We start from the raw sequence: 21,047 nt of genomic DNA, 5'->3' as shown, positions 1-21,047 counted from the left end.
GCCCACCCTCCGAAACCTGATGCTCTGAACCGCGACGGCCTGTGGCCCATGCCGCCAGGCCCGCCCCATGAGGAGAGCCACATCGCCGCGCATGAGGTGGTGCGCGACGTGGTCGACGGCGCCGCAGGCGGGATGATCGTGCCCTTCGCCATCGCCGCGGTGCTCTCCGGCGTCGCGGCGCCGGCCGTGCTGCCCGGCGGCGCGGCCGCGGCCGTGGCGGGCGGCATCGCCCTCGGCCTCGGGCGCTATGTCGCGGCACGCGGCGAGACGGCGCACTACGCCCTGGAGCGGCGCCGCGAGGAGGAGGAGACGGTCGAGTACGCGGACCGCGAGCGGTGGGAGGTCGCCGCGATCCTGCACCGCTACGGCGTGCGCGGGGATGCGCTGCGGCTCGCGGTCGACTCGATCTGCTCGGACACGAAACGCTGGGTCGACTTCATGATGCGTTTCGAACTCGACCTGAAGGAGCCCGAGCCCATCCGTGCCGCCCGCGGAGCCGCCGTCGCGGGTCTTGCGTCGACGGCCGCAGGGCTGGTCCCGCTGCTGCCCTTCGCGATGGGAAGTCCACCCGGCGCCGCGTTGACGACGTCAGCGCTCCTGACCGTCGCAGGCCTGCTCGGCTTCGGCTGGCTCAAGGCACGCGGCGAAGGGCAGGCGCCTCTGGCCGGTGCGCTGAATCGCCTTCTCATCGGCGGGATCGCGGCGGGGGCAGCCCTTCTGGCCGGGATGGCCGCCGGCTGACCTGCCGGCGCGGATCAGGCCTGCCGCACCTGCGAAGCGGCCGTTTGACTTGGACCTCCCTCGGGGCGCGCAATCCTGCCGGCGCAGCCGCGCCACCAGGGAGGCCATCATGCACGCGATGATCCGCACCTACGAAACCAGCGCCTCCACCGCCGAGATCGCGCGACGGGTCGAGGCGATGATCCTGCCGCTGCTCCAGGCGCGGCCGGGCTTCCGGGGCTACTGGGCCGGGCGGTCGGAGACCGGCGTCTTCTCGGTCAGCCTGTTCGAGAGCGAGGCCGAGATGGATGCCGCGAACGAGCAGGTGCGCAGCATCGTCTCGTCGAACCTCGCGGAGCTGCTGCCCACCCCGCCCAGCGTGACGCGGGGCGAGGTGCTGGTCTCCGCGACCGGGTGAGGGTCAGAGCGCGCGGTTGGCGCGCGCCACCACCGCCTCGAACAGCACCTGGCAGCCGGCCTCGGCTTCCTCGGGGAGGATGCTCTCGGCCTCGTTGTGGCTGAGCCCATCCTTGCAGGGGGTGAAGATCATCGCCGTCGGCACCGAGCGCGCGACATAGACCGCATCGTGGCCGGCGCCGGAGATGATCTCGCGCGACGAGAAGCCGAGCCGCTTCGCCGCCTGGCGCACCAGGTCGACGCAGGCGGGGTCGAAGGGCTGGGCCGGGATGACGAAGAGCTCCGTCAGGTCCAGCTTGCAGCCCGTCGCCTCGACCAGCGCCTTGGCCTGTTCGGGGAAGGTCTTCGCCAGGCCCTGGATCTGCGCGTCGTCGGGGTGGCGGAACTCCACGCTGAAGCGCACCTCGCCGGGCACCACGTTGCGGGAGGGGGCGGCGATCTGCAGGAAGCCGACGGTGCCGCGGCCGTCCTCGCCGCGCGCGCGCATCAGGTCATCGACCAGCGTGATGACCTTCGCCGCCGCGACCAGCGCGTCCTTGCGCGCGGAAGGCGGCGTGGTGCCGGCATGGCTGTCCTGCCCGGTGATGACCGCGTCGTACCAGACCTGCGCCTGGGCGCCGGTCACGACGCCGATCTGCTTGCCTTCCTTCTCGAGGATCGGCCCCTGCTCGATATGCAGCTCGAAATAGGCATCGGCCGGGAAGGGCTTGGCGGGGTTCGGGCCCTTGTAGCCGATCTGGTCCAGCGCCTCGGAGACCGAGACGCCGTCGACGTCCTTCAGACCGTAGGTCTTATCGAGCGTGTAGATCCCGGCCCAGGTGCCCGACCCCATCAGCGAATGGCCGAAGCGGGAGCCTTCCTCGTCGGTCCAGTTGATCAGCTCGATCGGCGCCTCGGTGACGATATTGAGGTCGTGCAGCGTGCGCATGACCTCGAGCCCGGCGATGACGCCGAGCGCGCCGTCGAACTTGCCGCCGGTCGGCTGGCTGTCGAGGTGGCTGCCCAGCAGGACCGGCAGCCGCTTGGGGTCGCGGCCCTCGCGCCGGGCGAACATGTTGCCGATGGCGTCGACGCGGACCGTGAGGCCGAGCGCTTCGCACCAGCCCTTGAAGGTGTCGCGGCCCTTCTTGTCGACGTCGGACAGGGTCAGGCGCTTGACGCCGCCCTTCGGCGTGGCGCCGATCTCGGCCATCGCCATCAGGCTGTCCCAGAGACGCTTGCCGTCGATGCGCTGGTTGGTGCCGCTCATGTGCCTCTGTCCGCCGGGTCGAATGCAGGGGGTTCGGCACTATCCCCCTGCGTCCGGGCTGGCAAGGGCAGGGATCAGGCGGGGTCGACGGGGGCGGGCGGGACGCCGGCGGCCTCGATCGCCGCGCCGGCGGCGAGCAGCAGGTCCTCCCGGTAGCGCCCGGCGACCAGCTGGACGCCGACCGGCACGGTGCCGACCAGCCCGGTGGTGACCGTCAGCCCCGGCAGCCCCATCAGAGGCAGGCCGACCTGGGTGAGCTGCGCTTCCATGATGCGGCGGAATGCGGCGGGGCTCTCGACATCCTCCTGGTCGCGGAAGGGCAGCTCGCCCGAGACGGGGGTGATCGCGACCGGGAAGCGTTCGAAGAATTCCATCCACTGCCGGACGAAGAAGGACCGCTTCTGCAGCGCGTCCATGAAGGCGTTGAGGTCCGGCTGCGGGCAGAGCTCCTCCATCTGGGCGAAGACGAAGGTCGCGTCGGGGTCGGCTTCCCTGTGCAGGGCGGCGTTGAGGCCGCGGCGGGATTCCGCCAGCCACAGCATGGCCTGCAGGGCCGCGGGTTCGCGCAGCGGCGGGGTCTCGGCTTCCTCGATGCGCCAGCCGGCGGCCTCGAGGCGCTTCGCCGCGTCGCGCAGCGCCGCCTCGACCGCGGGCTGGACCTCCATGCCCTCGGGGCGGATGCACAGCGCGGCGCGCTTGGGTGCCGGCGGGCCCTCGAGCGGCGCGCCCACCCACCACGGGTCGCGGATGTCGCGGGCGGACATCGCCGCCAGCGCCACCCGCAGGTCGTTGATGGTGCGCGCGATGGGTCCCGACACCGCCATCACCTGCCCGCCGATGTGCCGTTCGGCCGAGGAGGGGTTCCAGGCGGGGATACGTCCCAGCGTCGGGCGGATGCCGTGCACCCCGCAGGCATAGGCCGGATAGCGGACCGATCCGCCGATATCGGTGCCATGGCCGATCGCCCCGATCCCGGCCGCGACGGCTGCCGCCGCCCCGCCCGAGGAACCGCCTGGCGTGATCGACGGATCCCGCGGGTTCTTCGTGTGCCCATGCAGGGAATTGCGGGTGAACCAGCGCAGCGAGAAGGCCGGCGTGTTGGTCCGCCCCAGCAGCACCGCCCCCGCCTTGCGCAGGTTCGCCACCACCGGATTGTCCGCCGAGGCCATGAGATCCTGCTGCAGCCGCAGCCCGTTGGTGGTCGCGAAGCCGGCCTGGTCGACATTGACCTTGATGGTCACCGGCACGCCGGCGAGCGGCCCGGGGTCATCCCCGCGCGCGATGGCAGCGTCGATGGCGGCCGCCTGGGCCAGCACCTCCTCCGGCCGGTGGTCCACCACGGCATTGATCCGCGGATTCACGGCGTCGAGCCGGGCGAGCGCGTCGCGCGCGGCCTCGGTCGCGGAAACCTGCTTCGAGCGGATGCGGTGGGCGAGGTCGGTGGCGGCGAGGCGCCAGAGATCGGTCATGCGCGGTGTCCCCTTCGGCCCGAGCATCGCCCGGCGGCGCCGGTCGCGCCATGGGTGCCGAAGGGGGCGGGCGAGGGGCGCGGCGCTCGGGGCCGACCCCCCGGCCCATCGCATCCGCGCCCCCGTGGCCCCCGGGCGCGCCCCCCCGAGCGCGCCGGGACAGCGCGTCCGCCTAGTGTTTGACGGCTGCGAGGAGTGCCGCGACGGCGTGGAGTGTTCGGACGGCGTCGACGTCACCGTGCTCGTAGGCGTCGACGATGATCTCGTCGATCGCCGTTCTGGCGCGCACGATGCTGTCTGCGCCGTGCCTGGCGGCGGTCAGCGAGAGATCGGAAACGGTGCTCTTCGCCGGGACGTGGTTCATGGCGAGCCCCCTGGAACAGGTGACGCGATGGGGACCCGAAGGACCCGTCATCGCCGCTCCCTGGGTAGATCAACTCGCGTGAAACTCGCCGCGAATCCTCCGTGAAAAGTATCACGGAGAGGTGATATTGCGGTGCGTTTCCTTAACGCGCTTCCCCCCTCAGCCGCGACGGCGGCCGTAGCCACCCGCGTTGCGGGGATACTGTCCGGATAGGACAACTTTGGGTTGATCGATGGTGCGCTGGCGCCCGCGATAGAGGATCGTTGCGGCAAGCGCCACACCTGCAATTCCGGCCAACATCAGCAGGGCCTGAAGAACCCACACGCTGAACGACGTCCCGAACGCCATCTTGCCGCACTCCGTCCCGACGATGGGGAACGGAACAATCACGCGGCGATCCCGCCAACGGCAGGCGAGGGCGGGAAAACTTCTCGACCGATCGGGGGTGCGCGGCTGCTCCGGCGCCATGGCGCGTTCCGGAACAGGATGCGGGGGAGGCGTGGCGGACCCGATACGATTCGAACGTACGACCTCTGCCTTCGGAGGGCAGCGCTCTATCCAGCTGAGCTACGGGTCCGTGCGGCGCAGCCATAGCCCACCGTGCGGCCGGACGGAAGCCCCGGCGCCCGGCCCACCACCCCACGGGTCATCCGGCTTCCCGATGCGCTGCCACGCCGCCACCCTGCCGGCATGACCACACTCGCCATCCGCGCCAGCCGCGAGGACGATCTTCCGGCCATCACCGCCATCTACGGCCACTGGGTCGCCCATGGCCTGGCGAGCTTCGAACTCGAGCCCCCGGACCAGGCCGAGATGGCCCGCCGTCGCGCTGCCGTGCTCGCCGGCGGCTACCCGCACATGGTTGCCGAGCGGGATGGCCGGGTCGTCGGCTACACCTACGCCTCAGCCTATCGCCCGCGGCCGGCCTACCGTTTCGCCGTCGAGAACTCGGTCTACGTCGCCCCCGGCGGCACGCGGGGCGGGACGGGCCGACTGCTGCTCGGTGCGCTGATCGAGGACTGCACCCGGCGTGGCTTCCGGCTGATGGTCGCGGTGATCGGGGATTCGGCCAACGACGCCTCGATCGGCCTGCATGAGCGGGCCGGCTTCGCCCGCGCGGGGCTGTTGCCGGCCGTCGGCTGGAAACACGGGCGCTGGGTGGACAGCGTGCTGATGACGCTCGCGCTCGGTAAGGGGGCGACGACTCCGCCGGAAGGCTGACGGCCGCGCCAGGGCGTCTATCCTGGCGGCAATGACCCATGCCGGACCGCTGGTCGCGACGCTCGTCGTCGCGCTCGCCCTTGCCTTCGCCTGCGGCCTCGCGGCCCGGCTGCTGAGGCTGCCGCCGCTGCTCGGCTACATCGCCGCCGGCATTGCCGTCGGCCCGCATACGCCGGGCTTCGTCGCGGACCCGGCGGTCACCGGCGCGCTGGCCGAAATCGGGGTGGCGCTGCTGCTGTTCGCCGTGGGGCTGCATTTCCGGCCACGGGACCTGGCCGCGGTCTGGCGCATCGCCGTGCCGGGCGCGCTGGCCCAGGTCGCCGCCGGCACGCTGCTGGGTGCGGGGGTCGGGATCGTGGCGCTTGGCCTTGGCTGGGTGTCGGCGCTGGTCTTCGGTCTCGCGCTTGCCATCTCGTCGACCGCGGTGTCGACCCGTGCACTCGAGGACAAGGGCCGGCTGGGCGGCGAGGCAGGGCGGATCGCCCTGGGCTGGCTGGTCATGCAGGACCTGATCGCGGTGGGGGCTCTGGTCCTGCTGCCGGCCCTCGCCGGCGGCGCGGCGACCGACGGACTCGGCGCGCGCCTCGCGGCGGCGGCGGGCGAACTGCTCGCCTTTCTTCTCGCGATGGCGCTGGGCGGTCGGGTGCTGCTGCCCCGGCTGCTGGCGCTCGTCGCCAGCACCGGGTCGCGGGAACTCTTCACGCTGGCGGTGATCGCGACGGCCCTCGGCATTGCCTTCGGCGCCTCGGCCGTGTTCGGCGTCTCGCCGGCGCTCGGTGCCTTCTTCGCCGGCGTGCTGCTCGGCGAAAGCCCCCTCGGCCACCAGGCGGCGGCGGAGACGGTGCCCCTCCAACGTGTCTTCGTCGCCCTGTTCTTCGTCTCGGTCGGGATGCTCGTCGAACCCGATGCGATGTTCGCCATGCCCTTTGCGTCGGCCCTCACCCTGATCGCGGTGATGCTCGGCACCGGCGGGGCGATCTTCGGCTTGCTGATCCTGCTCCGCGTGCCGGTGCCCGCGGCCGCCTCGGCCGCCGGCGCGATGACCCAGATCGGGGAATTCTCCTTCCTGCTCGGCGCGCTGGCGATCGGCGCCGGCATCGTGCCCAACGAGGTGCGCGGGCCGATCCTGGTCGCGGCGACGCTGACCATCCTCGCGACGCCGCTGACCCAGGCGCTCGCGGATCGGCTCGCCGTCGCGATCGAGGGCACGCGGCGGATGCGCGCCTGGCTGCAGCGCCGCGGCGGCGCGCGGCTGTCGCACCTGCCGCCCGGAGGGCTCGCCGGCCACGCGATCCTGGTCGGGCACGGCCGCGTCGGGCGTATCGTCGCCGCCGCGCTGCGCCGCCACGGTCTGACGCATGTGGTGATCGAGACCGACCACCAGGCCGCGGAGGCCCTGCGTGCCGCCGGCGTGCCCGTCGTCTGGGGTGACGCGACGCGGCCGGAGGTGCTGAAGGCGGCGCGGCCCGAGGTTGCGCGGCTGATCGTGCTGGGCATGCCCGATGCCGCCGGCTGCCGCCGGGTGATGGACATGGCGCGTGCCGCGAACCCTGCGATCATCGCCGCCGCCCGCGCGCATGACGAGGAGGAGGCGGCCTTCCTGGAACGCGAACAGGGCGTCGGCCTCGTGGTGATGGGCGAACGCGAGATCGCGCTCGGCATGGCGGACTATGCGATGGCGCGGCTCGGCGTGCCGCCCGCGGACGCTGCGCGCACGGTGGACGAACTGCGCGAAAGCCGCTGACCTTCACGGCCTTGGCATGGGCGCCTAGGGTCGGCCGCGAAGAGACGGAGGAAACCATGCGCGTGCTGGTCCTGGGCGCCGGAGCGCTCGGCGGGTATTTCGGCGGCCGCCTGGTCGAAGCCGGCAGCGCCGAGGTCGCGTTCCTGGTCCGGCCTGCCCGCCGGGCGATGCTGCAGCGGGACGGCCTGCGCATCGAAAGCCCCTTCGGCGCCTGGCAGGGCGCGGTCGAGACCGTCGCCGCCGGGGAGGCCCGCCCCGGCTGGGATGTGATCCTGCTGTCCTGCAAGGCCTATGACCTCGACGACGCGATGGCCGCGATCGCGCCCGCGGTCGATGAAGGTACCGCCATCCTGCCGGTGCTGAACGGGTTGTCGCACGTCGATCGCCTCGCCGACGCGTTCGGCCCGGCGCGCGTGTTGGGCGGCCTGGCGAAGATCCAGGCGACGCTGGCGCCCGACGGCACGGTCCGCCAGCTGAACGATTGGCGCTGGCTCACCTTCGGCGAGCGCGACGGCACCATGAGCCCGCGCGTCGCGGCGATCGAGGCCGCCTTCGCGCGGACGCGCGGCGTCGTTGCGCAGGCCGTGCCCGACATCATGGCGCGCATGTGGGAAAAGCTCGTGCATCTCGGCACCAGCGCGATCGGCACGGTGCTGATGCGGGCCAATGTCGGCGAGATCGCCGCGAGCCCCGGCGGCGTCGCCTTCCTGCACCGCATGCTCGATCGCAACGCCGCGATCGCGGCCGCCAACGGGCATCCGATGCGCGAGGCATTCCTGGCCGAATATCGCACGCTGTTCGCCGATCCGAAGAGCGCCTACGCGACCTCCATGCTGCGCGACATCGAGGCGGGGGGACGCATCGAGGCCGATCACATCCTGGGCTTCCTGGCCGCCGCCGCGCATCGCGCGGGCATCTCCGCCGAGTTGCATGACGCGGCGTTCCTGCACGCGAAGGCGTATGAGCAGCGCCGGGAGCGACGCCGCCTGCCGGGTGCCTGAGTCATGTTGCGATGCAACATGATGCACGCGAGGCAAGACTCCCGCGCCGTCGCTTCGCTAGTCTGGGGCGACCAGCTCTGCAGGCAGGCCATGGACACGCACGATGCTGCGCCCCGCTTCGTCGACGACTATCTGTTGTCGCTGCTCGCGCGGGCGTCCTTCGTCGTTTCGTCGGAGTTCCACGACCGGTTGCGGGCGCGCGGCGTCTCGGTGCCGGTGTGGCGCGTTCTCGCCACCCTGTCGGGCGGGCCGGAGACGGTGACCGCATTGGCCGAGGCCTGCCTGCTGCAGCAGCCGACCATGACCAAGGTGCTCGACCGCATGGAACGTGACGGCCTGGTGCGGCGCCAGCAGGATGGTCGAGACCGCCGCCTCGTGCGCGTGCACCTCGCGCCGCGTGGCGAAACCATGGTCGCGGACTTGCTCGCCGCCGCGCGCGCGCATGAGGCCGAGGTCGTCGCGCGCCACCCCGATGCGGGGGCCATGAAGGACCTGCTGCGGGCGTTGATCTCGCGCCAGGGGCGTCGGCCGCGGGCGCGCGGCGCCTGACCCCATGCCGCCGATGCGCGTTCTGCAGCGGATCGTGCTGCTGCTGATGGTGGTGTTCGCCGTGGTGCAGGCGGTGGTCGCGCTGACGCGTTGACGCGGCCGCCCCGGCATCGTCTGTTCGCGCGGCGTATCGCAAGGGGGGCAGCGCGCATGAAGGTCGGCGTCATCGGTCTGGGCAGCATGGGCATGGGCGCGGCGCTGAGCCTGCTTCGCGCCGGCCATGAGGTGACCGGCTGCGACATGCGCGTCTCGGCGCGGGACGAATTCGCCGCGGCCGGCGGCGGCGTCGCCGCGACCGCCGCGGAACTGCCCCTGGGCACCGAGGCCGTCGTCGTCCTGGTGGTCAACGCCGCGCAGACCGAAGCCGCCCTGTTCGGCGAGGGTGGCGCCGCGTCGCGCCTTGCCCCCGGCGCGGTCATCGTGAGTTCCGCGACCATGGGCCCCGACGCGGCGCGCGCACTGGCCGAACAGGCGCAGGAGCGGCAGTTGCTGTTCCTCGACGCGCCCGTCTCCGGCGGCGCGGTGAAGGCGCGCGCCGGCGAGATGACCGTCATGGCCTCGGGCAGCGTGGCCGCCTTCGGCGCAGCGGAACCCGTGCTCGGCGCCATCGCGACGAAGGTGTGGCATCTCGGCGAGGAGCCGGGCATCGGCGCGACGGTGAAGGTGGTGCACCAGCTGCTCGCCGGCGTGCACATCGCGGTGGCGGCCGAGGCGATGGCGCTCGGCATCCGGGCCGGCGCCGATCCGCAGGCGCTCTACGACGTGGTGACGAGCGCCGCCGGCAATTCCTGGATGTTCGAGAACCGCATGGCGCGCGTACTGGCCGGCGACGACGCGCCGCGCTCGGCGGTGGACATCTTCGTCAAGGATCTCGGCCTGGTGACCGAGATGGCGCGTTCGCTGAACTTCCCGGTGCCGCTCGCCTCCCAGGCGCAGCAGCTGTTCACCGCGGCGCGCGCCATCGGGCAGGGCGGCAAGGACGACGGCTTCGTCATCCGCGTCTGGCAGGCGATGACCGGGATCAAGCTGCCGGGGGAGTGACCGGCGGCAGGTGAATGGCGAGCCACAGCGTCACCGCCGCGGGGTCCGTGGCGACGACGCGATGGCGGCAGCCGGCCGGCAGCAGGCACCAGTCGCCGGGTCCGAGGTCGCGCCGAGACCCGTCCGCGAAGGCAAGCGTCGCCGCGCCTTCGACCAGCAGGACGAATTCGTCCCAGCCCTGCTCGTACCACGCGCCGTCGCGGACGGCGCGCGAGGCGATGCGCTCGATGCGCGCCCCACCCGCGGCGGCGAGGTCCGCGAAGGTCTCGCCGCCCGGCGCGGCGGGCGTCGTGCCGTCGCGCAGCTTGCCGAAGCGGGGCGCGGTCACGCCGCCAGCGCCGCCTCCACCGCCGCCGCGACCTGGAACAGGCGGGCATCGCCCATGTGCTCGCCGGTCAGCATCAGCCCGACCGGTGCCTCGCCCTCGGCATGGCAGGGGATGGAGATGGAGCAGCGATCGAGGAAGTTGCCGACGCTGGTGTTGCGCAGCAGCAGGAGGTTAATGCGGGCGTAGTCCGCGTCCTCCGCCACATCCGCGATGCGCGGGGGCACCAGCGGCACGGTCGGGCAGACCATGGCGTCGAAGGACGCGGTGCGCGCCGCGGCGGCGGCATTGATGCGCGCGCGTGCCTCCACGAGTTCGATGTAGTCCGCCGCGGTCATCTGCGCGCCGCGCCGGATGCGGGAGACGACGCGCGGATCGTAGGCGTCGCCCTTCTCGGCGATCAGCCGGTGGTGCCAGGCCCAGGATTCGCTCGCCGCGAAGCCGCCGCCGGCATTGACCACCGGAATCTCGGCGAGTTCCGGCAGGTCGAATTCGATGACATGCGCGCCGGCGGCCGACAGCCGCGTCAGGGTGCGCCCGAACACCGCGCCGACCGTCGCATCCATGCCGTCGGTCAGGAAGGTGCCGCGCGGCACGCCGAGGCGCAGGCCCTTGAGCGGAACAGGCTTCGGCGGCGCGGGGTTCTCCTCGCCCGCCATGAAGCCGTCGACGATCGCGCAATCGGCGACGCTGCGCGCCAGCGGACCGGCGGAATCGAGCGAGGGCGAGAGCGGCAGGATGCCCTCGATGGTCACGCGCCTGGCCGTCGGCTTCCATCCGACCACGCCGCAGAGCGCGGCCGGGATGCGGCAGGACCCGCCCGTATCGGTGCCGAGCCCCGCGAAGCCCATCCCGTCCGCCACCGCCACGCCGGCGCCTGAGGAGGACCCACCCGGCAGACGTCCCGTCGCGCGGTCCCAAGGGCTCTTCGGCGTGCCGTAATGCGGGTTCACGCCGAGGCCGGAGAAGGCGAACTCCACCATGTTGGTCCGGCCGAGGATGACGAAGCCGGCGCGGATCAGGCGCTGCACGGACGGCGCCGTCGCCTTGGCCCGCGGCGCGCCCTTCAGCACGACCGAGCCCGAGCGCGTCGTCACCCCGGCCTCGTCGTAGAGGTCCTTGATGCTGATCGGGATGCCCGCGAAGGGGGAGGGGGCTCGGCCGGCCGCGCGCAGCGCATCCATCGCGGCGGCGGAGGCGCGGGCGGTGTCCGCATGCACGGTCATGAAGGCGCGCGACCCTTCGCCGGCGGGATCCGCGATGCGCGCCAGCGCGGCCTCGGTCAGCGCGGCGGCGGTGGTGTGGCCGGCCCCAAGGGCGGCGGCGGCCTCGGCAATGGTCTTCATCCGGCTCCTCCTGACGTCGGCGCATTGTCCCGCCGCCCCCGGATCCCGGCAAGGCGGGGCAAGGATGAGGATTTGGCGTGTGCGGCGCCATCGCCGGGGCGTAACTTCTCCCGAAGGCCCGGCGTAGGGATGGCCATGGCCCGCCAGCAGGGAGAGCCCCGATGTTGGACATCGAACGCTTCGTCGCCGATTGCCAGACCGCGATCGCCGAAGACCGGACCCACAAGGCCATGCGGGAGGTCGTCGCGCGCGCCGTGTCGGACCCCGGTGCCGTGCTCGCCGCCCTGGGCGAGCCGACCCGCGCCGGCGTCTTCCCGATCCTCCGCTCCCCTGGCCTGACGATCCTGAACCTCGTCTGGGGGCCGCGGATGACGATCATGCCGCACAACCACAACATGTGGGCGGTGATCGGCATCTATACCGGGCGCGAGGACAACATCTTCTGGCGCCGGATCCCCGAGGAGGACCGGCTCGAGGCTGCGGGCGCCAAGGCGATGGGCGTGGGCGATTGCGCCGCGCTCGGGCGGGACATCATCCACTCCGTCACCAACCCGATCCCGCGCCTGACCGGCGCGCTGCACGTCTATGGCGGCGACTTCTTCGCCGAAGGGCGCAGCGAATGGGACCCCGAGACGCTGCACGAACAGCCCTACGACGTCGCCGCGGCGATCCGCCTGTTCGAGGATTCGAACGCGGCGATCGCGCGCGCTCAGTAGATGTCGGGCTCGGGCGTCGGCAGCGTGCCTTCGAGGAATCGGAGGTCGCATCCCTCGTCCGCCTGCGTCACGTTGTCGAGGTAGAGCGAGGTCCAGCCGCGCGCATAGCGCCGCTTCGGTGGCGTCCAGGCGGCGCGGCGGCGAGCCATCTCCTCCTCGTCCACCAGCAGGTCGAGCCGGCGGTTCGCGACGTCGAGGCGGATCAGGTCGCCATCCTTCACGAAGGCGAGCGGCCCGCCGACATGGGATTCCGGCGCGACGTGCAGCACGCAGGTGCCGTAGGAGGTGCCGGACATGCGCGCGTCGCTGATGCGCACCATGTCGCGCACGCCCTGCTTCAGCAGCTTCTGCGGCAGCGGCAGCATGCCCCATTCCGGCATGCCGGGCCCGCCCTGCGGCCCCGCCTGCTTCAGCACCAGCACGCTGTCCGCGGTGACATCGAGGTCCGGATCATCGAGCCGCTTCTTGAGGTCGGCATAATCCTCGAACACCACCGCGGGGCCGGTGTGCTGCAGCAGGCGCTGTTCCGACGCGCTGGTCTTGATCACCGCGCCGTTCGGCGCGAGCGACCCCTTCAGCACCGCCAGCCCGCCTTCGGCCTGCAGCGGCTTGTCGAGCGGGAGGATGACGGTCTCGTCGAAGATCTCGGCGGTCGCGATGGTCTCGCCTACGGTCTTCCCGGTGACCGTCTTCGCCGACAGGTCGAGATAGGCCGAGATGCGCTTCATGAAGGCGCGCGCGCCGCCGGCGTAGAAGAAATCCTCCATCAGCTTCTCGCCCGCATTCGGGCGGAGGTTCGCGAGCAGCGGCACGCGCGCCGACAGCCGGTCGAAGCGTTCGAGGTCGAGCATCACGCCCGCGCGCCGCGCCATGGCGATCAGGTGCGGGATGGCGTTGGTCGATCCGCCGAAGGCCATCGTCGTGGTCACGGCGTTGTCCACGCTGCCCTCGGTGATGATGGCCTGCGGGGTCAAATCCTCCCACACCATCTCGACGATACGCTTGCCGGATTCCGTCGCCATGCGCGGATGGGCGGAATCCGCCGCCGGGATCGACGACGCGCCGGGCAGCGTGAAGCCGAGCGCTTCCACCGCCAGCATCATCGTCGCCGCGGTGCCCGCGGTCATGCAGGTACCGAAGGACCGGGCGATGCCGCCTTCCATGTCCTTCCACTGCTCCTGCGTGATGTTCCCCGCGCGCAGTTCCGCATGGTACTTCCACACGTCGGACCCGGACCCGAGCGTCTTGCCGCGCCAGTTGCCGCGCAGCATCGGTCCGGCGGGCACGAAGATGCAGGGCAGGCCCGAGCTGATCGCGCCCATCATCAGCCCCGGCGGCGTCTTGTCGCAGCCGCCGAGCAGCACGAGCCCGTCGCAGGGATGGGACCGCGCGAGTTCCTCCGTCTCCATCGCGAGCAGGTTGCGATACAGCATCGAGGTCGGCTTCTGGTACTGCTCGGTCACCGGATGCGCGGGCAGCTCCACCGGGAAGCCGCCGGCCTGCCAGACGCCGCGCTTCACTTCCTCCGCCCGGGTGCGGAAGTGGAAGTGGCAGGGGGAAAGTTCCGACCAGGTGTTGATGATGCCGATGACCGGCTTGCCGCGGAAATCGCTCTCGGAATACCCGGCCTGCAGCATGCGGCTGCGATGGCCGAAGGCGCGCAGGTCCTCGACGCCGAACCAGCGATGGCTGCGCAGTTCCTCTGGGCGCTTGCGGGGCATGGTTTCCTCCTCCTGCTTCCCCGCCACGCTGCCAACTGCTATGGCAGTTGTCCATGGCCGCCGAGACAGCCCGACAGAGGCTCGCCCCGCTGGCCGAGGAGGACACGCTTTCCCTCGGCGAACGCGCCTACCGGCGCCTGCGCGAATCCATCGTGCAGGGGATGCTGCCCGCCGGCCGCAAGATCTCCGAACGCTCCATCGCAACGGAACTCGGCATCTCCGCCCAGCCGGTGCGGGAGGCGCTGCGTCGGCTCGAGCAGGACGGCATGGTCGTCACCCTGCCACGCCGCGGCACGGTGGTGGCCGAGGTCGGGCCCGCGCAGCTCGGCGAGCTCGGCCGCATCCGCGCCGCCCTGGAAGGGGTGGCCTGCGCGCTTGCGGCGGAACGGATCGATGCCGACAGCCTGGCGTCGCTCGCGGTCATCCTCAAGCGCATGACCGCCGGCACCGAGGCGGGCGACACCGAGGCGCTGGACGAGGCGAACGAGGAATTCCACGCCCTGATCCACCGGGCGACCGGCAACCTGTTCCTGATCCGCTCCCTCGGCTCTCTCAGGGCCTATGACCATCTCGGCCGCCATCGCGCGATCGGCAGCACGCCGCGCGACCTGCCCAAGGCGCTCGCCGAGCACAGGGGGATCGTGGCCGCGCTGCGGCGCCACGATCCCGCCCTCGCGGAGGCCCGCATGCGGCATCACATCCTGCGATCGCTGGTCACCAATGGCGTGCTGCCGCCACCGCCGCGTCCGATGCGCCGGCCATGACCGTGCGGGCGGCGCTGGCCGGCATCTCCGGCATCCTGGTCACCCCCTTCGATGCGGCGGACGAGATCGCGCCGGCGCGTCTCGCGCCCATCGTCGCGCGCTGCGCCGCGGCGGGCGTCGATGCGCTGACGGTCAACGGCAACACCTCGGAGTTCTATGGCCTATCCTACGCCGAGGCGGAGCGGATGCAGGCCGAGGTACCGGCCATCGTCGCGGGCCGCGCGCGCGTCGTCGCGGGCATCGGGCGGTCGGTGAAGGAGGCGGTGCGCCTCGCGGCACGGGCCAAGGCCGACGGCGCGGATGCGATCATGGTGCACCAGCCGCCCGATCCCTTCGTCAGCCCGCGTGGCGTGGTCGACTACGTCCGACGCGCCGGGGAAGCAGCCGGGCTGCCCGTCGTGCTGTACCTCCGCAATCCCGGCATCGGAGATGGCGCGGTCGCGGCGCTGTGTGCGCTGCCGTCCGTCGTCGCGGTGAAATGGGCCAGTCCCGACATGATGGCGCTGGCGCGCGCCATGCGCGCCGCGCCTGGCGTGCTGTTCGTCTGCGGTCTGGCCGAACCCTGGGCGCCGGCCATGACGGGACTCGGCGCGCAGGGCTTCACCTCGGGGCTGATCAATGTCGCGCCGGACCGTTCGGTCGCCATCCTGAAGGCGCTGCGGGCGGGTGATCTCGCAGATGCGAATGCGCGCATTGCCGCGATCGCCGCCTTCGAGGCGCTGCGCGCCGAGGAGCAGAACGGTGCCAATGTCTCGGTGGTCAAGGCCGCCCTCGCGCTGATGGGCGAGGATGCCGGGCCGACGCGCCCGCCCGCCGCCTGGCCGCTCGCCCCGGATTCGCTCGCGCGGCTCGGAACGCTCATGGCAGGCTGGGGACTCGTCCGGGACGGCCGTTGACGGCCGGCGCCGCGGCGCGCCAGACTGCTATCTGCTATTGCAGTTGATGCATTCGAGGGGCGGCCCACGCCCCCGAGCCAGGAGGATGGGTCCATGACAACGAAGCCTCAGCGGCCTCGCCGCTCCCTGCTGGCCGCCGTCGCGGCCGCCGCGCTCGGCGTGGTCGGCCTCGCCGCGGCGCCGGCCTCCGCGCAGGAATGGCGCGGCTGGAACATCCATGCCGCCGACTACCCGAACGGCATCGGCATGGATGCCTTCACCCGCATCGTCGGCGAGCGGACCAGCAACCGCATCCGCATGCGCACCTTCCATTCGGCGCAGCTGGGCCAGCAGGACGAGGCCATCCAGCAGATGCGGCTGGGGACCATCGACTTCGCGAACTTCAACCTCTCGCCCTTCAACAACCTGGCCCCCACGACCAACGTCGTGACGCTGCCCTTCCTGTTCCGCGACGTCGGGCACATGCAGCGTGCGATCGACGGGCCGGCGGGCGAGGCGATCTCGGCCGACCTCGAGCGCATCGGCATCATCGCGCTCGCCTGGTACGACGCCGGCGCGCGCAGCATCTACACGACGCGGCCCGTGCGCACGCCGGCCGACCTGCGGGGGATGAAGATCCGCGTCCAGACCTCGGACCTCTGGATCGATCTGATGCGGGCGCTCAACGCCAACCCGACGCCGCTGCCCTTCGGCGAGGTCTTCACCTCGCTGCAGTCGGGCGTCATCGACGGGGCGGAGAACAACTGGCCGTCCTACGAATCGACCCGCCACTTCGAGGTCGCGCGCTACTATTCCACCACCGAGCACTCCAACGTGCCGGAGGTCCTCGCCGTCTCCCAGCAGCGCTGGCGTCGGCTGAACGAGCAGGAGCGTGCCATCCTGCGCGATGCGGCGCGTGAATCCGCCCGCATCCAGCGCGCCGCCTGGGCCGATCGCGAGCGCGTCTCGCGCGAGCGTGTCGTCGCCGCGGGCGTGACCGTGATCGAGATCCAGGACCGGGCCCCCTGGGCGACCCTGATGGAGCCGGTCTACGCGAAATACGCCGCGGACGCCCGCCTCGCGGCCCTGGTGCAGCAGATCCGCGCCCTGCCGTGAAGGCATTCAGCCGCGCGCTCGACATCCTGTCGGCGCTGACGGTGACGGTGGCCGGCGCAGCGCTCGTCGGCCTCCTCGCCATGATGGGATGGCTCGTCTTCGGCCGCTACGTGCTGAACGACACGCCGACCTGGATCGAGCGCGCGGCAACGCTCTGCATCCTCGCCATCGCGATGCCCGTCGCGGCGGTGGGGGTGCGGGAACGCTTCCACCTCTCGGTCCTGGGCGTGCGGGAGATGCTGCCGGGCGGGCTGCAGCGCATCGTCGCCATCGGCTGCGACGCGCTGATGGGCGTCTTCGGCGCCGGCATGGCCTGGTGGTCCTGGGAACTCGTCGGCACGGTGGCGAACTTCAAGATCCCGCTGCTCGGCATCAGCCAGGGCTGGACCTACGTTCCGATGGTGGTGGGGGGCGCGCTCATGACGCTCTACGCCATCGAGCAGGTGCTCAGGGACATCCTTTCCACCGACGCACCCGAGAAGCGCGGCGTCGCGGCAGCCTTCCTGGAGTAGCGTCGTGGAATTCGGACTGATCCTGATCTTCCTGGTCTTCGGCGGCCTCGTCGTCGCGGGCGTGCCGGTGGCCTTCTGCCTCGGCATCGCGGCGGCGGTGGGCTTCATCTACGAAGGGCTCAACCCCGCCGTCGTGTTCCAGCAGATGGCTTCGGGGATGAGCATCTTCGCCCTCCTCGCCATCCCCTTCTTCATCTTCGCCGGCGAGATCATGCTCCATGGCGGCATTGCGCGACGGCTGATCGCCCTCGCCTCGGCCTGCGTGGGCTGGATGCGCGGCGGGCTCGGCATGGTGGACGTCTCCACCTCGATGCTGTTCGGCGGCATCTCGGGCTCGGCGGTGGCCGACACCTCGGCGACCGGCGTGATCCTGATCCCGGCGATGAAGGCCAAGGGCTACGGCGTGGACTACGCGGTGTCGCTGACCGTGACCTCCTCCATCGCCGGCATCCTCATCCCGCCCAGCCACAACATGATTCTCTATTCGCTGGCGGCGGGCGGGGGCATCTCGGTCTCGGCGCTGTTCATCGCGGGCATCGTGCCGGGGGTGCTGATGTGCCTCTTCCTCGGCATCGCGGCCTATGTGATGGCGGTGCGGCGCGGCTACCCGGCCGATGGCTGGAAGGGCTTCCGGCACCTGGCCTGGGCCTTCGTCGACGCGCTGCCCGGCCTCTTCACCGCCTTCATCATCCTGGGCGGCGTGCTGACCGGCGTCTTCACGGTGACGGAAAGCGCGGCGTTCGGCGCGATCTGGGCGCTGGCCGTGACGCTCGTCGTGTATCGCGCGCTGTCCTGGCAGAACTTCCTCGTCGCCGTGCGGGCGTCGGTGCGCACCACCGCCGTCGTCTTCCTGCTGGTCGGCACGGCGACGGCCTTCGCCTGGCTGCTCGCGATGTACCGCCTGCCGGACATCCTGACCGAGGGCATGCTCGCGATCAGCGACAACCCGATCGTCATCCTGCTGCTGATCAACGTCTGCCTGCTGCTGCTCGGCTGCGTGATGGACATGGCGGCGCTGATCCTGATCACCACGCCGATCTTCCTGCCGGTGGTCGTCGCCATCGGCATGGACCCGGTGCAGTTCGGCATGGTGATGATGATGAACCTCGGCCTCGGGCTGACGACACCACCGGTGGGCGCGGTGCTCTTCGTCGGCTGCGCCATCGGGCAGATCCGCATCGAGCACATCATGCGGACCATCATCCCCTTCTGGGGTGCGATCCTCGTCGCCCTGGCGCTGACCACCTATTGGCCGGCGATATCCCTCACCCTGCCGCGCCTGTTGCTCGGCTACGGAGCCTGACGCCATGACCGCACCCTCGAAGCCCGTCCTCCTCACCGGTGCCTCCGGCAATCTCGGCCGCCACCTGGCGAAGGCGCTGGGCGAGCAGGGCTGGCGCCTGCGCCTCACGGACATCGTGCCCTTCCCGGACCCGCTGCCGTCGGGCGCGAGTTTCGTGAAGTCGGACCTCAACGACGGCGTCGCGCTGCTGCGCCAGGCCGAAGGCTGCGGCGCCATCCTGCATTTCGGCGGCGTCTCCGTGGAGCGCCCCTTCGAGGAGGTGCTCGGCCCCAACATCCGCGGCCTCTATCACGTCTACGAGGCCGCCCGGCGGGAGGGTGCGCGCGTCGTCTTCGCGAGCAGCAACCACTCCATCGGCTTCCACGAACGGCCGACCGGCAACAATGAACGGCTGGACTACGACTGCGCCTTCCGCCCCGATGGCTATTACGGCCTGTCCAAGGCCTATGGCGAGCTGATGGGCCGCATGTACTGGGACAAGCATGGGATCGAGAACGTCAACCTGCGCATCGGGTCCTGCTTCCCGCAGCCGATCGACCGGCGGATGCTCTCGACCTGGCTGTCCTATGCCGACCTGACGCGGCTGATCGAACGCTGCGTGCACACGCCGCGCACCGGCCATGCCGTCATCTGGGCCTGCTCGAACAATCCGGCGACCTTTTGGGGCAAGGATCACCGGGATCGCATCGGCTGGGCGCCGCAGGATTCCGCGGAGCCCTGGCGTTCCGAAGTCGGCGGCATCACCGCCGATCCGGTCACCGAGCGCTACCAGGGCGGCGGATACACCGCGATCGAGTATTCGCGGAAGACGCCGTCCCCGCGCGACGCCTTCAGCCTCGAGGATTGATCACGCCGCGCAGGCGGCGACCAGCACCGCCGCGTCGGCCCAGGCGATGCGGCGGTAGGTGACCGCCTCGCCGTGCAGCAGGTCCGGGTAGGGCGCGCCGGCGACGCCGCCGAGGCGCTGGTAGAACCGCAGCGCGCCCTCGTTGCCGTCGATGATGGTCAGCGCCGCCCGTGTCGCGCCCCGCGCGGCAAGCGCGGCGACCGCCCGGCCGAGCAGGCCCCGTCCGACGCCGCCGCCACGCAAGCCGGGCCGCAGGTGCAGGTTGTCGACATAGGCTTCGTCGCCCTCGAGCCAGGCGGCGCAGAAGCCCCGCAGTCCGTCCGACCCCTCGGCGAGCAGCACGATTCCCGGGCGCGGGGCGCCGAAATGCGCGGCCCAGGCTTCCCGGTGCAGCGCCGGCAGCCGGTGCCGCAGCAGGGCCGCCGGCAGCAGCCCGGCATAGGCGTCCTGCCAGCACTCCGTCAGCAGCGCCGCGATGGCGGGGGCGTCGGCCGCCCGCGCCTCGCGGAACATGCCGTCGGTCGCGGCCACCTCAGACGGCGGGCGGGACGATGGTCGTCCAGTTGTGCGGGTCGTTGGTGCGCCCGTACTGGATGCCCACGATCGCGTCGTACAGCCGCTGCGTCAGCTCGCCGGTCTCGCCGTTGTTGATCAGGATGTCCTCGCCCTTGTAGCCGAGCGTGCCGACCGGGGAGACGACCGCGGCCGTGCCCGTGCCCCACATCTCCTTCAGCGAGCCGTTGCGGCCGGCTTCCATCACCTCGTCGATCGTGATCGCCCGCTCGCTCACCCTCAGGCCCCAGTCGCGCATCAGCTGCAGCGTGGAGGCGCGCGTCACGCCGTCGAGGATGGTGCCCGCGAGTGGGGGCGTGATCACCTCGTCGCCGATCCGCAGCATGATGTTCATGGTGCCGACCTCGTCGAGGTACTTGCGGTGCACGCCATCGAGGTAGAGCACCTGCGTGTAGCCTGCCGCCGCCGCATCGACCTGGCCCGAGAGGGACTGCGCGTAGTTCGCCGCCGTCTTGGCCTCGCCCGTGCCGCCCTTCACCGCGCGGACGTGCTTGTCGGACGCCAGGATGCGCACCGGCTTCACCCCTTCCTTGTAGTAGGAGCCGACCGGCGAGAGGATGAGGAAGTACAGCAGGCTGTGCGCCGGATGCACGCCCAGCATGACGTCCGTCGCGATGATGGTCGGACGCAGGTAGAGCGAGGTGCCCGCCTTGCGCGGCACCCAATCCGCATCCACGCCCACCAGCGCGTCGAAGGACTGGCGGATGATGTCCACCGGCAGCTCCGGCATGCACATCAGCTGGGCGGAGCGGTTGAAGCGCTCGGCATGGCGTTGGGCGCGGAACAGGCGGATCTGCCCGTCATCGCCGCGGAAGGCCTTGAGTCCGTCGAAGATCGCCTGGCCGTAATGCAGCACCGAGGTGGCGGGATCGAGGGTCAGCGGCCCGTACGGCTCGATGCGCGGATTGTGCCAACCCTTCCCCTCCTCGTAGTTCATGAGGAACATGTGGTCCGTCATGGCCTTGCCGAAGGTGAGCTGGTCGTCGGCAGGCTTCTGCTTCGGCGCGGTGGTGCGCGCGATCGGGAACTGGCCCATGCTGCGTATCCTTCCGGGTTCTTGTGCGTTCGGATCTGGGTAGCAAGACGAAAGAATGTTGCTTGTGATGGTCGGAAGTTAGAATGACACGTCCGATGCGTCAATGATACTGACCCAAGCGGAGGCCCACGCCAGGTC

General features: G+C 71.3%; 23 protein-coding genes and 1 tRNA gene. 14 read left to right on the top strand and 10 right to left on the bottom strand.

Annotated features, from left to right (window positions below; genetic code table 11):
- Positions 1–48: 48 nt before the first annotated feature.
- Both GWK16_RS16155 and GWK16_RS16150 read left to right on the top strand, forming a co-directional pair.
- Positions 49–741, top strand: coding sequence for a VIT1/CCC1 transporter family protein (locus GWK16_RS16155; RefSeq protein WP_248291420.1), 693 nt, complete (start codon positions 49–51; stop codon positions 739–741).
- Positions 742–850: 109 nt separating this feature from the next.
- Entirely contained in the window at positions 851–1,138 is a 288-nt protein-coding gene (locus GWK16_RS16150) for a hypothetical protein (protein ID WP_170055001.1), read from the top strand.
- Positions 1,139–1,141: 3 nt separating this feature from the next.
- On the opposite strand, the gene GWK16_RS16145 is transcribed toward GWK16_RS16150, so the two are convergent.
- The 5 genes from GWK16_RS16145 to GWK16_RS16125 all read right to left on the bottom strand — a co-directional run bounded on the left by GWK16_RS16145 (position 1,142) and on the right by GWK16_RS16125 (position 4,796).
- Positions 1,142–2,386 carry a Zn-dependent hydrolase gene (locus tag GWK16_RS16145; protein WP_170055000.1) on the bottom strand — a complete coding sequence of 415 codons (1,245 nt, stop codon included), beginning with the start codon at positions 2,384–2,386 and terminating at the stop codon, positions 1,142–1,144.
- 74 nt (positions 2,387–2,460) lie between these two features.
- Positions 2,461–3,855 carry an amidase family protein gene (locus GWK16_RS16140; protein ID WP_170054999.1) on the bottom strand — a complete coding sequence of 465 codons (1,395 nt, stop codon included), beginning with the start codon at positions 3,853–3,855 and terminating at the stop codon, positions 2,461–2,463.
- 172 nt (positions 3,856–4,027) lie between these two features.
- Positions 4,028–4,219, bottom strand: coding sequence for a hypothetical protein (locus GWK16_RS16135; RefSeq protein WP_170054998.1), 192 nt, complete (start codon positions 4,217–4,219; stop codon positions 4,028–4,030).
- A gap of 159 nt (positions 4,220–4,378) precedes the next feature.
- Entirely contained in the window at positions 4,379–4,687 is a 309-nt protein-coding gene (locus GWK16_RS16130; protein WP_170054997.1) for a hypothetical protein, read from the bottom strand.
- 32 nt (positions 4,688–4,719) lie between these two features.
- Positions 4,720–4,796, bottom strand: a tRNA-Arg gene (locus GWK16_RS16125).
- A gap of 113 nt (positions 4,797–4,909) precedes the next feature.
- On the opposite strand from GWK16_RS16125, the gene GWK16_RS16120 reads away from it, so the two are divergent.
- The 5 genes from GWK16_RS16120 (at position 4,910) to ltnD (ending at position 9,775) form a co-directional block, all read left to right on the top strand.
- The gene (locus tag GWK16_RS16120; protein WP_170054996.1) at positions 4,910–5,440 is read left to right on the top strand and encodes a GNAT family N-acetyltransferase; all 531 of its coding nucleotides are present in this window, start codon (positions 4,910–4,912) and stop codon (positions 5,438–5,440) included.
- 31 nt (positions 5,441–5,471) lie between these two features.
- On the top strand, positions 5,472–7,184 hold the full coding sequence (locus tag GWK16_RS16115) for a cation:proton antiporter (RefSeq protein ID WP_170054995.1): 1,713 nt from the start codon (positions 5,472–5,474) through the stop codon (positions 7,182–7,184).
- A gap of 56 nt (positions 7,185–7,240) precedes the next feature.
- On the top strand, positions 7,241–8,185 hold the full coding sequence (locus tag GWK16_RS16110) for a ketopantoate reductase family protein (protein ID WP_170054994.1): 945 nt from the start codon (positions 7,241–7,243) through the stop codon (positions 8,183–8,185).
- Between the two features lie 90 nt (positions 8,186–8,275).
- Complete coding sequence (locus GWK16_RS16105) at positions 8,276–8,734, top strand: MarR family winged helix-turn-helix transcriptional regulator (RefSeq protein ID WP_170054993.1); 459 nt, start codon at positions 8,276–8,278, stop codon at positions 8,732–8,734.
- A gap of 150 nt (positions 8,735–8,884) precedes the next feature.
- On the top strand, positions 8,885–9,775 hold the full coding sequence (ltnD, locus tag GWK16_RS16100; RefSeq protein WP_170054992.1) for an L-threonate dehydrogenase: 891 nt from the start codon (positions 8,885–8,887) through the stop codon (positions 9,773–9,775).
- Here ltnD and GWK16_RS25595 read toward each other — a convergent pair.
- Both GWK16_RS25595 and GWK16_RS16090 read right to left on the bottom strand, forming a co-directional pair.
- Positions 9,756–10,103 (bottom strand): cupin domain-containing protein, encoded by a 348-nt coding sequence (locus tag GWK16_RS25595; protein WP_211187473.1) that lies wholly within the window; start codon positions 10,101–10,103, stop codon positions 9,756–9,758. The two genes, ltnD and GWK16_RS25595, sit on opposite strands and share 20 nt — an antisense overlap.
- A complete protein-coding gene (locus tag GWK16_RS16090) occupies positions 10,100–11,446 on the bottom strand; it encodes an amidase (protein ID WP_170054991.1) in 1,347 nt (448 codons plus the stop codon). The genes GWK16_RS25595 and GWK16_RS16090 overlap by 4 nt, the downstream gene beginning before the upstream one ends.
- Before the next feature lie 161 nt (positions 11,447–11,607).
- Here GWK16_RS16090 and GWK16_RS16085 point away from each other — a divergent pair, with 161 nt between their 5' ends.
- The gene (locus GWK16_RS16085) at positions 11,608–12,162 is read left to right on the top strand and encodes a hypothetical protein (protein WP_168040716.1); all 555 of its coding nucleotides are present in this window, start codon (positions 11,608–11,610) and stop codon (positions 12,160–12,162) included.
- Here the strand turns inward: GWK16_RS16085 and araD are convergent.
- Positions 12,156–13,883: an L-arabinonate dehydratase gene (gene araD / locus GWK16_RS16080; RefSeq protein WP_170054990.1), complete on the bottom strand. Its 1,728-nt coding sequence runs from the start codon at positions 13,881–13,883 to the stop codon at positions 12,156–12,158. The genes GWK16_RS16085 and araD overlap by 7 nt on opposite strands.
- A 53-nt stretch (positions 13,884–13,936) precedes the next feature.
- Between araD and GWK16_RS16075 the strand changes: the two genes are divergently transcribed.
- The 6 genes from GWK16_RS16075 to GWK16_RS16050 all read left to right on the top strand — a co-directional run bounded on the left by GWK16_RS16075 (position 13,937) and on the right by GWK16_RS16050 (position 19,300).
- Entirely contained in the window at positions 13,937–14,647 is a 711-nt protein-coding gene (locus tag GWK16_RS16075) for a GntR family transcriptional regulator (protein WP_170054989.1), read from the top strand.
- Positions 14,644–15,543, top strand: coding sequence for a dihydrodipicolinate synthase family protein (locus GWK16_RS16070; RefSeq protein WP_170054988.1), 900 nt, complete (start codon positions 14,644–14,646; stop codon positions 15,541–15,543). The genes GWK16_RS16075 and GWK16_RS16070 overlap by 4 nt, the downstream gene beginning before the upstream one ends.
- Positions 15,544–15,636: 93 nt before the next feature.
- Positions 15,637–16,638, top strand: coding sequence for a TRAP transporter substrate-binding protein (locus tag GWK16_RS16065; RefSeq protein WP_170054987.1), 1,002 nt, complete (start codon positions 15,637–15,639; stop codon positions 16,636–16,638).
- Complete coding sequence (locus GWK16_RS16060) at positions 16,635–17,150, top strand: TRAP transporter small permease subunit (RefSeq protein WP_170054986.1); 516 nt, start codon at positions 16,635–16,637, stop codon at positions 17,148–17,150. The genes GWK16_RS16065 and GWK16_RS16060 overlap by 4 nt, the downstream gene beginning before the upstream one ends.
- A 4-nt stretch (positions 17,151–17,154) precedes the next feature.
- Positions 17,155–18,453, top strand: a complete 1,299-nt coding sequence (locus GWK16_RS16055; RefSeq protein ID WP_170054985.1) for a TRAP transporter large permease subunit — start codon at positions 17,155–17,157, stop codon at positions 18,451–18,453.
- 4 nt (positions 18,454–18,457) lie between these two features.
- The gene (locus tag GWK16_RS16050) at positions 18,458–19,300 is read left to right on the top strand and encodes an NAD-dependent epimerase/dehydratase family protein (protein WP_170054984.1); all 843 of its coding nucleotides are present in this window, start codon (positions 18,458–18,460) and stop codon (positions 19,298–19,300) included.
- Here GWK16_RS16050 and GWK16_RS16045 read toward each other — a convergent pair whose 3' ends face one another.
- Complete coding sequence (locus GWK16_RS16045) at positions 19,301–19,831, bottom strand: GNAT family N-acetyltransferase (protein WP_170054983.1); 531 nt, start codon at positions 19,829–19,831, stop codon at positions 19,301–19,303. It abuts the gene before it with no gap.
- A gap of 1 nt (position 19,832) precedes the next feature.
- The gene (locus GWK16_RS16040) at positions 19,833–20,909 is read right to left on the bottom strand and encodes a branched-chain amino acid aminotransferase (protein ID WP_170054982.1); all 1,077 of its coding nucleotides are present in this window, start codon (positions 20,907–20,909) and stop codon (positions 19,833–19,835) included.
- Positions 20,910–21,047 lie beyond the last annotated feature (138 nt).

Origin of the sequence: Neoroseomonas marina, from assembly GCF_012927745.1 — a bacterium.
In the GTDB taxonomy this organism is placed as follows: domain Bacteria; phylum Pseudomonadota; class Alphaproteobacteria; order Acetobacterales; family Acetobacteraceae; genus Neoroseomonas; species Neoroseomonas marina.
Note: the sequence above shows the minus strand (reverse complement) of the source record. Positions and strands in the feature narration are given on the sequence as shown.

Excerpts from the sequence above, each read along its gene's own strand:
- GWK16_RS16140 (WP_170054999.1), bottom strand. The coding sequence starts at position 3,855 with ATGACCGATCTCTGGCGCCTCGCCGCCACCGACCTCGCCCACCGCATC.
- GWK16_RS16145 (WP_170055000.1), bottom strand. The coding sequence starts at position 2,386 with ATGAGCGGCACCAACCAGCGCATCGACGGCAAGCGTCTCTGGGACAGC.
- GWK16_RS16070 (WP_170054988.1), top strand. The coding sequence starts at position 14,644 with ATGACCGTGCGGGCGGCGCTGGCCGGCATCTCCGGCATCCTGGTCACC.
- GWK16_RS16075 (WP_170054989.1), top strand. The coding sequence starts at position 13,937 with ATGGCCGCCGAGACAGCCCGACAGAGGCTCGCCCCGCTGGCCGAGGAG.
- GWK16_RS16105 (WP_170054993.1), top strand. The coding sequence starts at position 8,276 with ATGGACACGCACGATGCTGCGCCCCGCTTCGTCGACGACTATCTGTTG.
- GWK16_RS16155 (WP_248291420.1), top strand. The coding sequence starts at position 49 with ATGCCGCCAGGCCCGCCCCATGAGGAGAGCCACATCGCCGCGCATGAG.
- GWK16_RS16065 (WP_170054987.1), top strand. The coding sequence starts at position 15,637 with ATGACAACGAAGCCTCAGCGGCCTCGCCGCTCCCTGCTGGCCGCCGTC.
- GWK16_RS16120 (WP_170054996.1), top strand. The coding sequence starts at position 4,910 with ATGACCACACTCGCCATCCGCGCCAGCCGCGAGGACGATCTTCCGGCC.
- ltnD (WP_170054992.1), top strand. The coding sequence starts at position 8,885 with ATGAAGGTCGGCGTCATCGGTCTGGGCAGCATGGGCATGGGCGCGGCG.
- GWK16_RS16110 (WP_170054994.1), top strand. The coding sequence starts at position 7,241 with ATGCGCGTGCTGGTCCTGGGCGCCGGAGCGCTCGGCGGGTATTTCGGC.
- GWK16_RS16115 (WP_170054995.1), top strand. The coding sequence starts at position 5,472 with ATGACCCATGCCGGACCGCTGGTCGCGACGCTCGTCGTCGCGCTCGCC.
- GWK16_RS16150 (WP_170055001.1), top strand. The coding sequence starts at position 851 with ATGCACGCGATGATCCGCACCTACGAAACCAGCGCCTCCACCGCCGAG.
- GWK16_RS16040 (WP_170054982.1), bottom strand. The coding sequence starts at position 20,909 with ATGGGCCAGTTCCCGATCGCGCGCACCACCGCGCCGAAGCAGAAGCCT.
- GWK16_RS16090 (WP_170054991.1), bottom strand. The coding sequence starts at position 11,446 with ATGAAGACCATTGCCGAGGCCGCCGCCGCCCTTGGGGCCGGCCACACC.
- GWK16_RS16085 (WP_168040716.1), top strand. The coding sequence starts at position 11,608 with ATGTTGGACATCGAACGCTTCGTCGCCGATTGCCAGACCGCGATCGCC.
- GWK16_RS16130 (WP_170054997.1), bottom strand. The coding sequence starts at position 4,687 with ATGGCGCCGGAGCAGCCGCGCACCCCCGATCGGTCGAGAAGTTTTCCC.
- araD (WP_170054990.1), bottom strand. The coding sequence starts at position 13,883 with ATGCCCCGCAAGCGCCCAGAGGAACTGCGCAGCCATCGCTGGTTCGGC.
- GWK16_RS16135 (WP_170054998.1), bottom strand. The coding sequence starts at position 4,219 with ATGAACCACGTCCCGGCGAAGAGCACCGTTTCCGATCTCTCGCTGACC.
- GWK16_RS16050 (WP_170054984.1), top strand. The coding sequence starts at position 18,458 with ATGACCGCACCCTCGAAGCCCGTCCTCCTCACCGGTGCCTCCGGCAAT.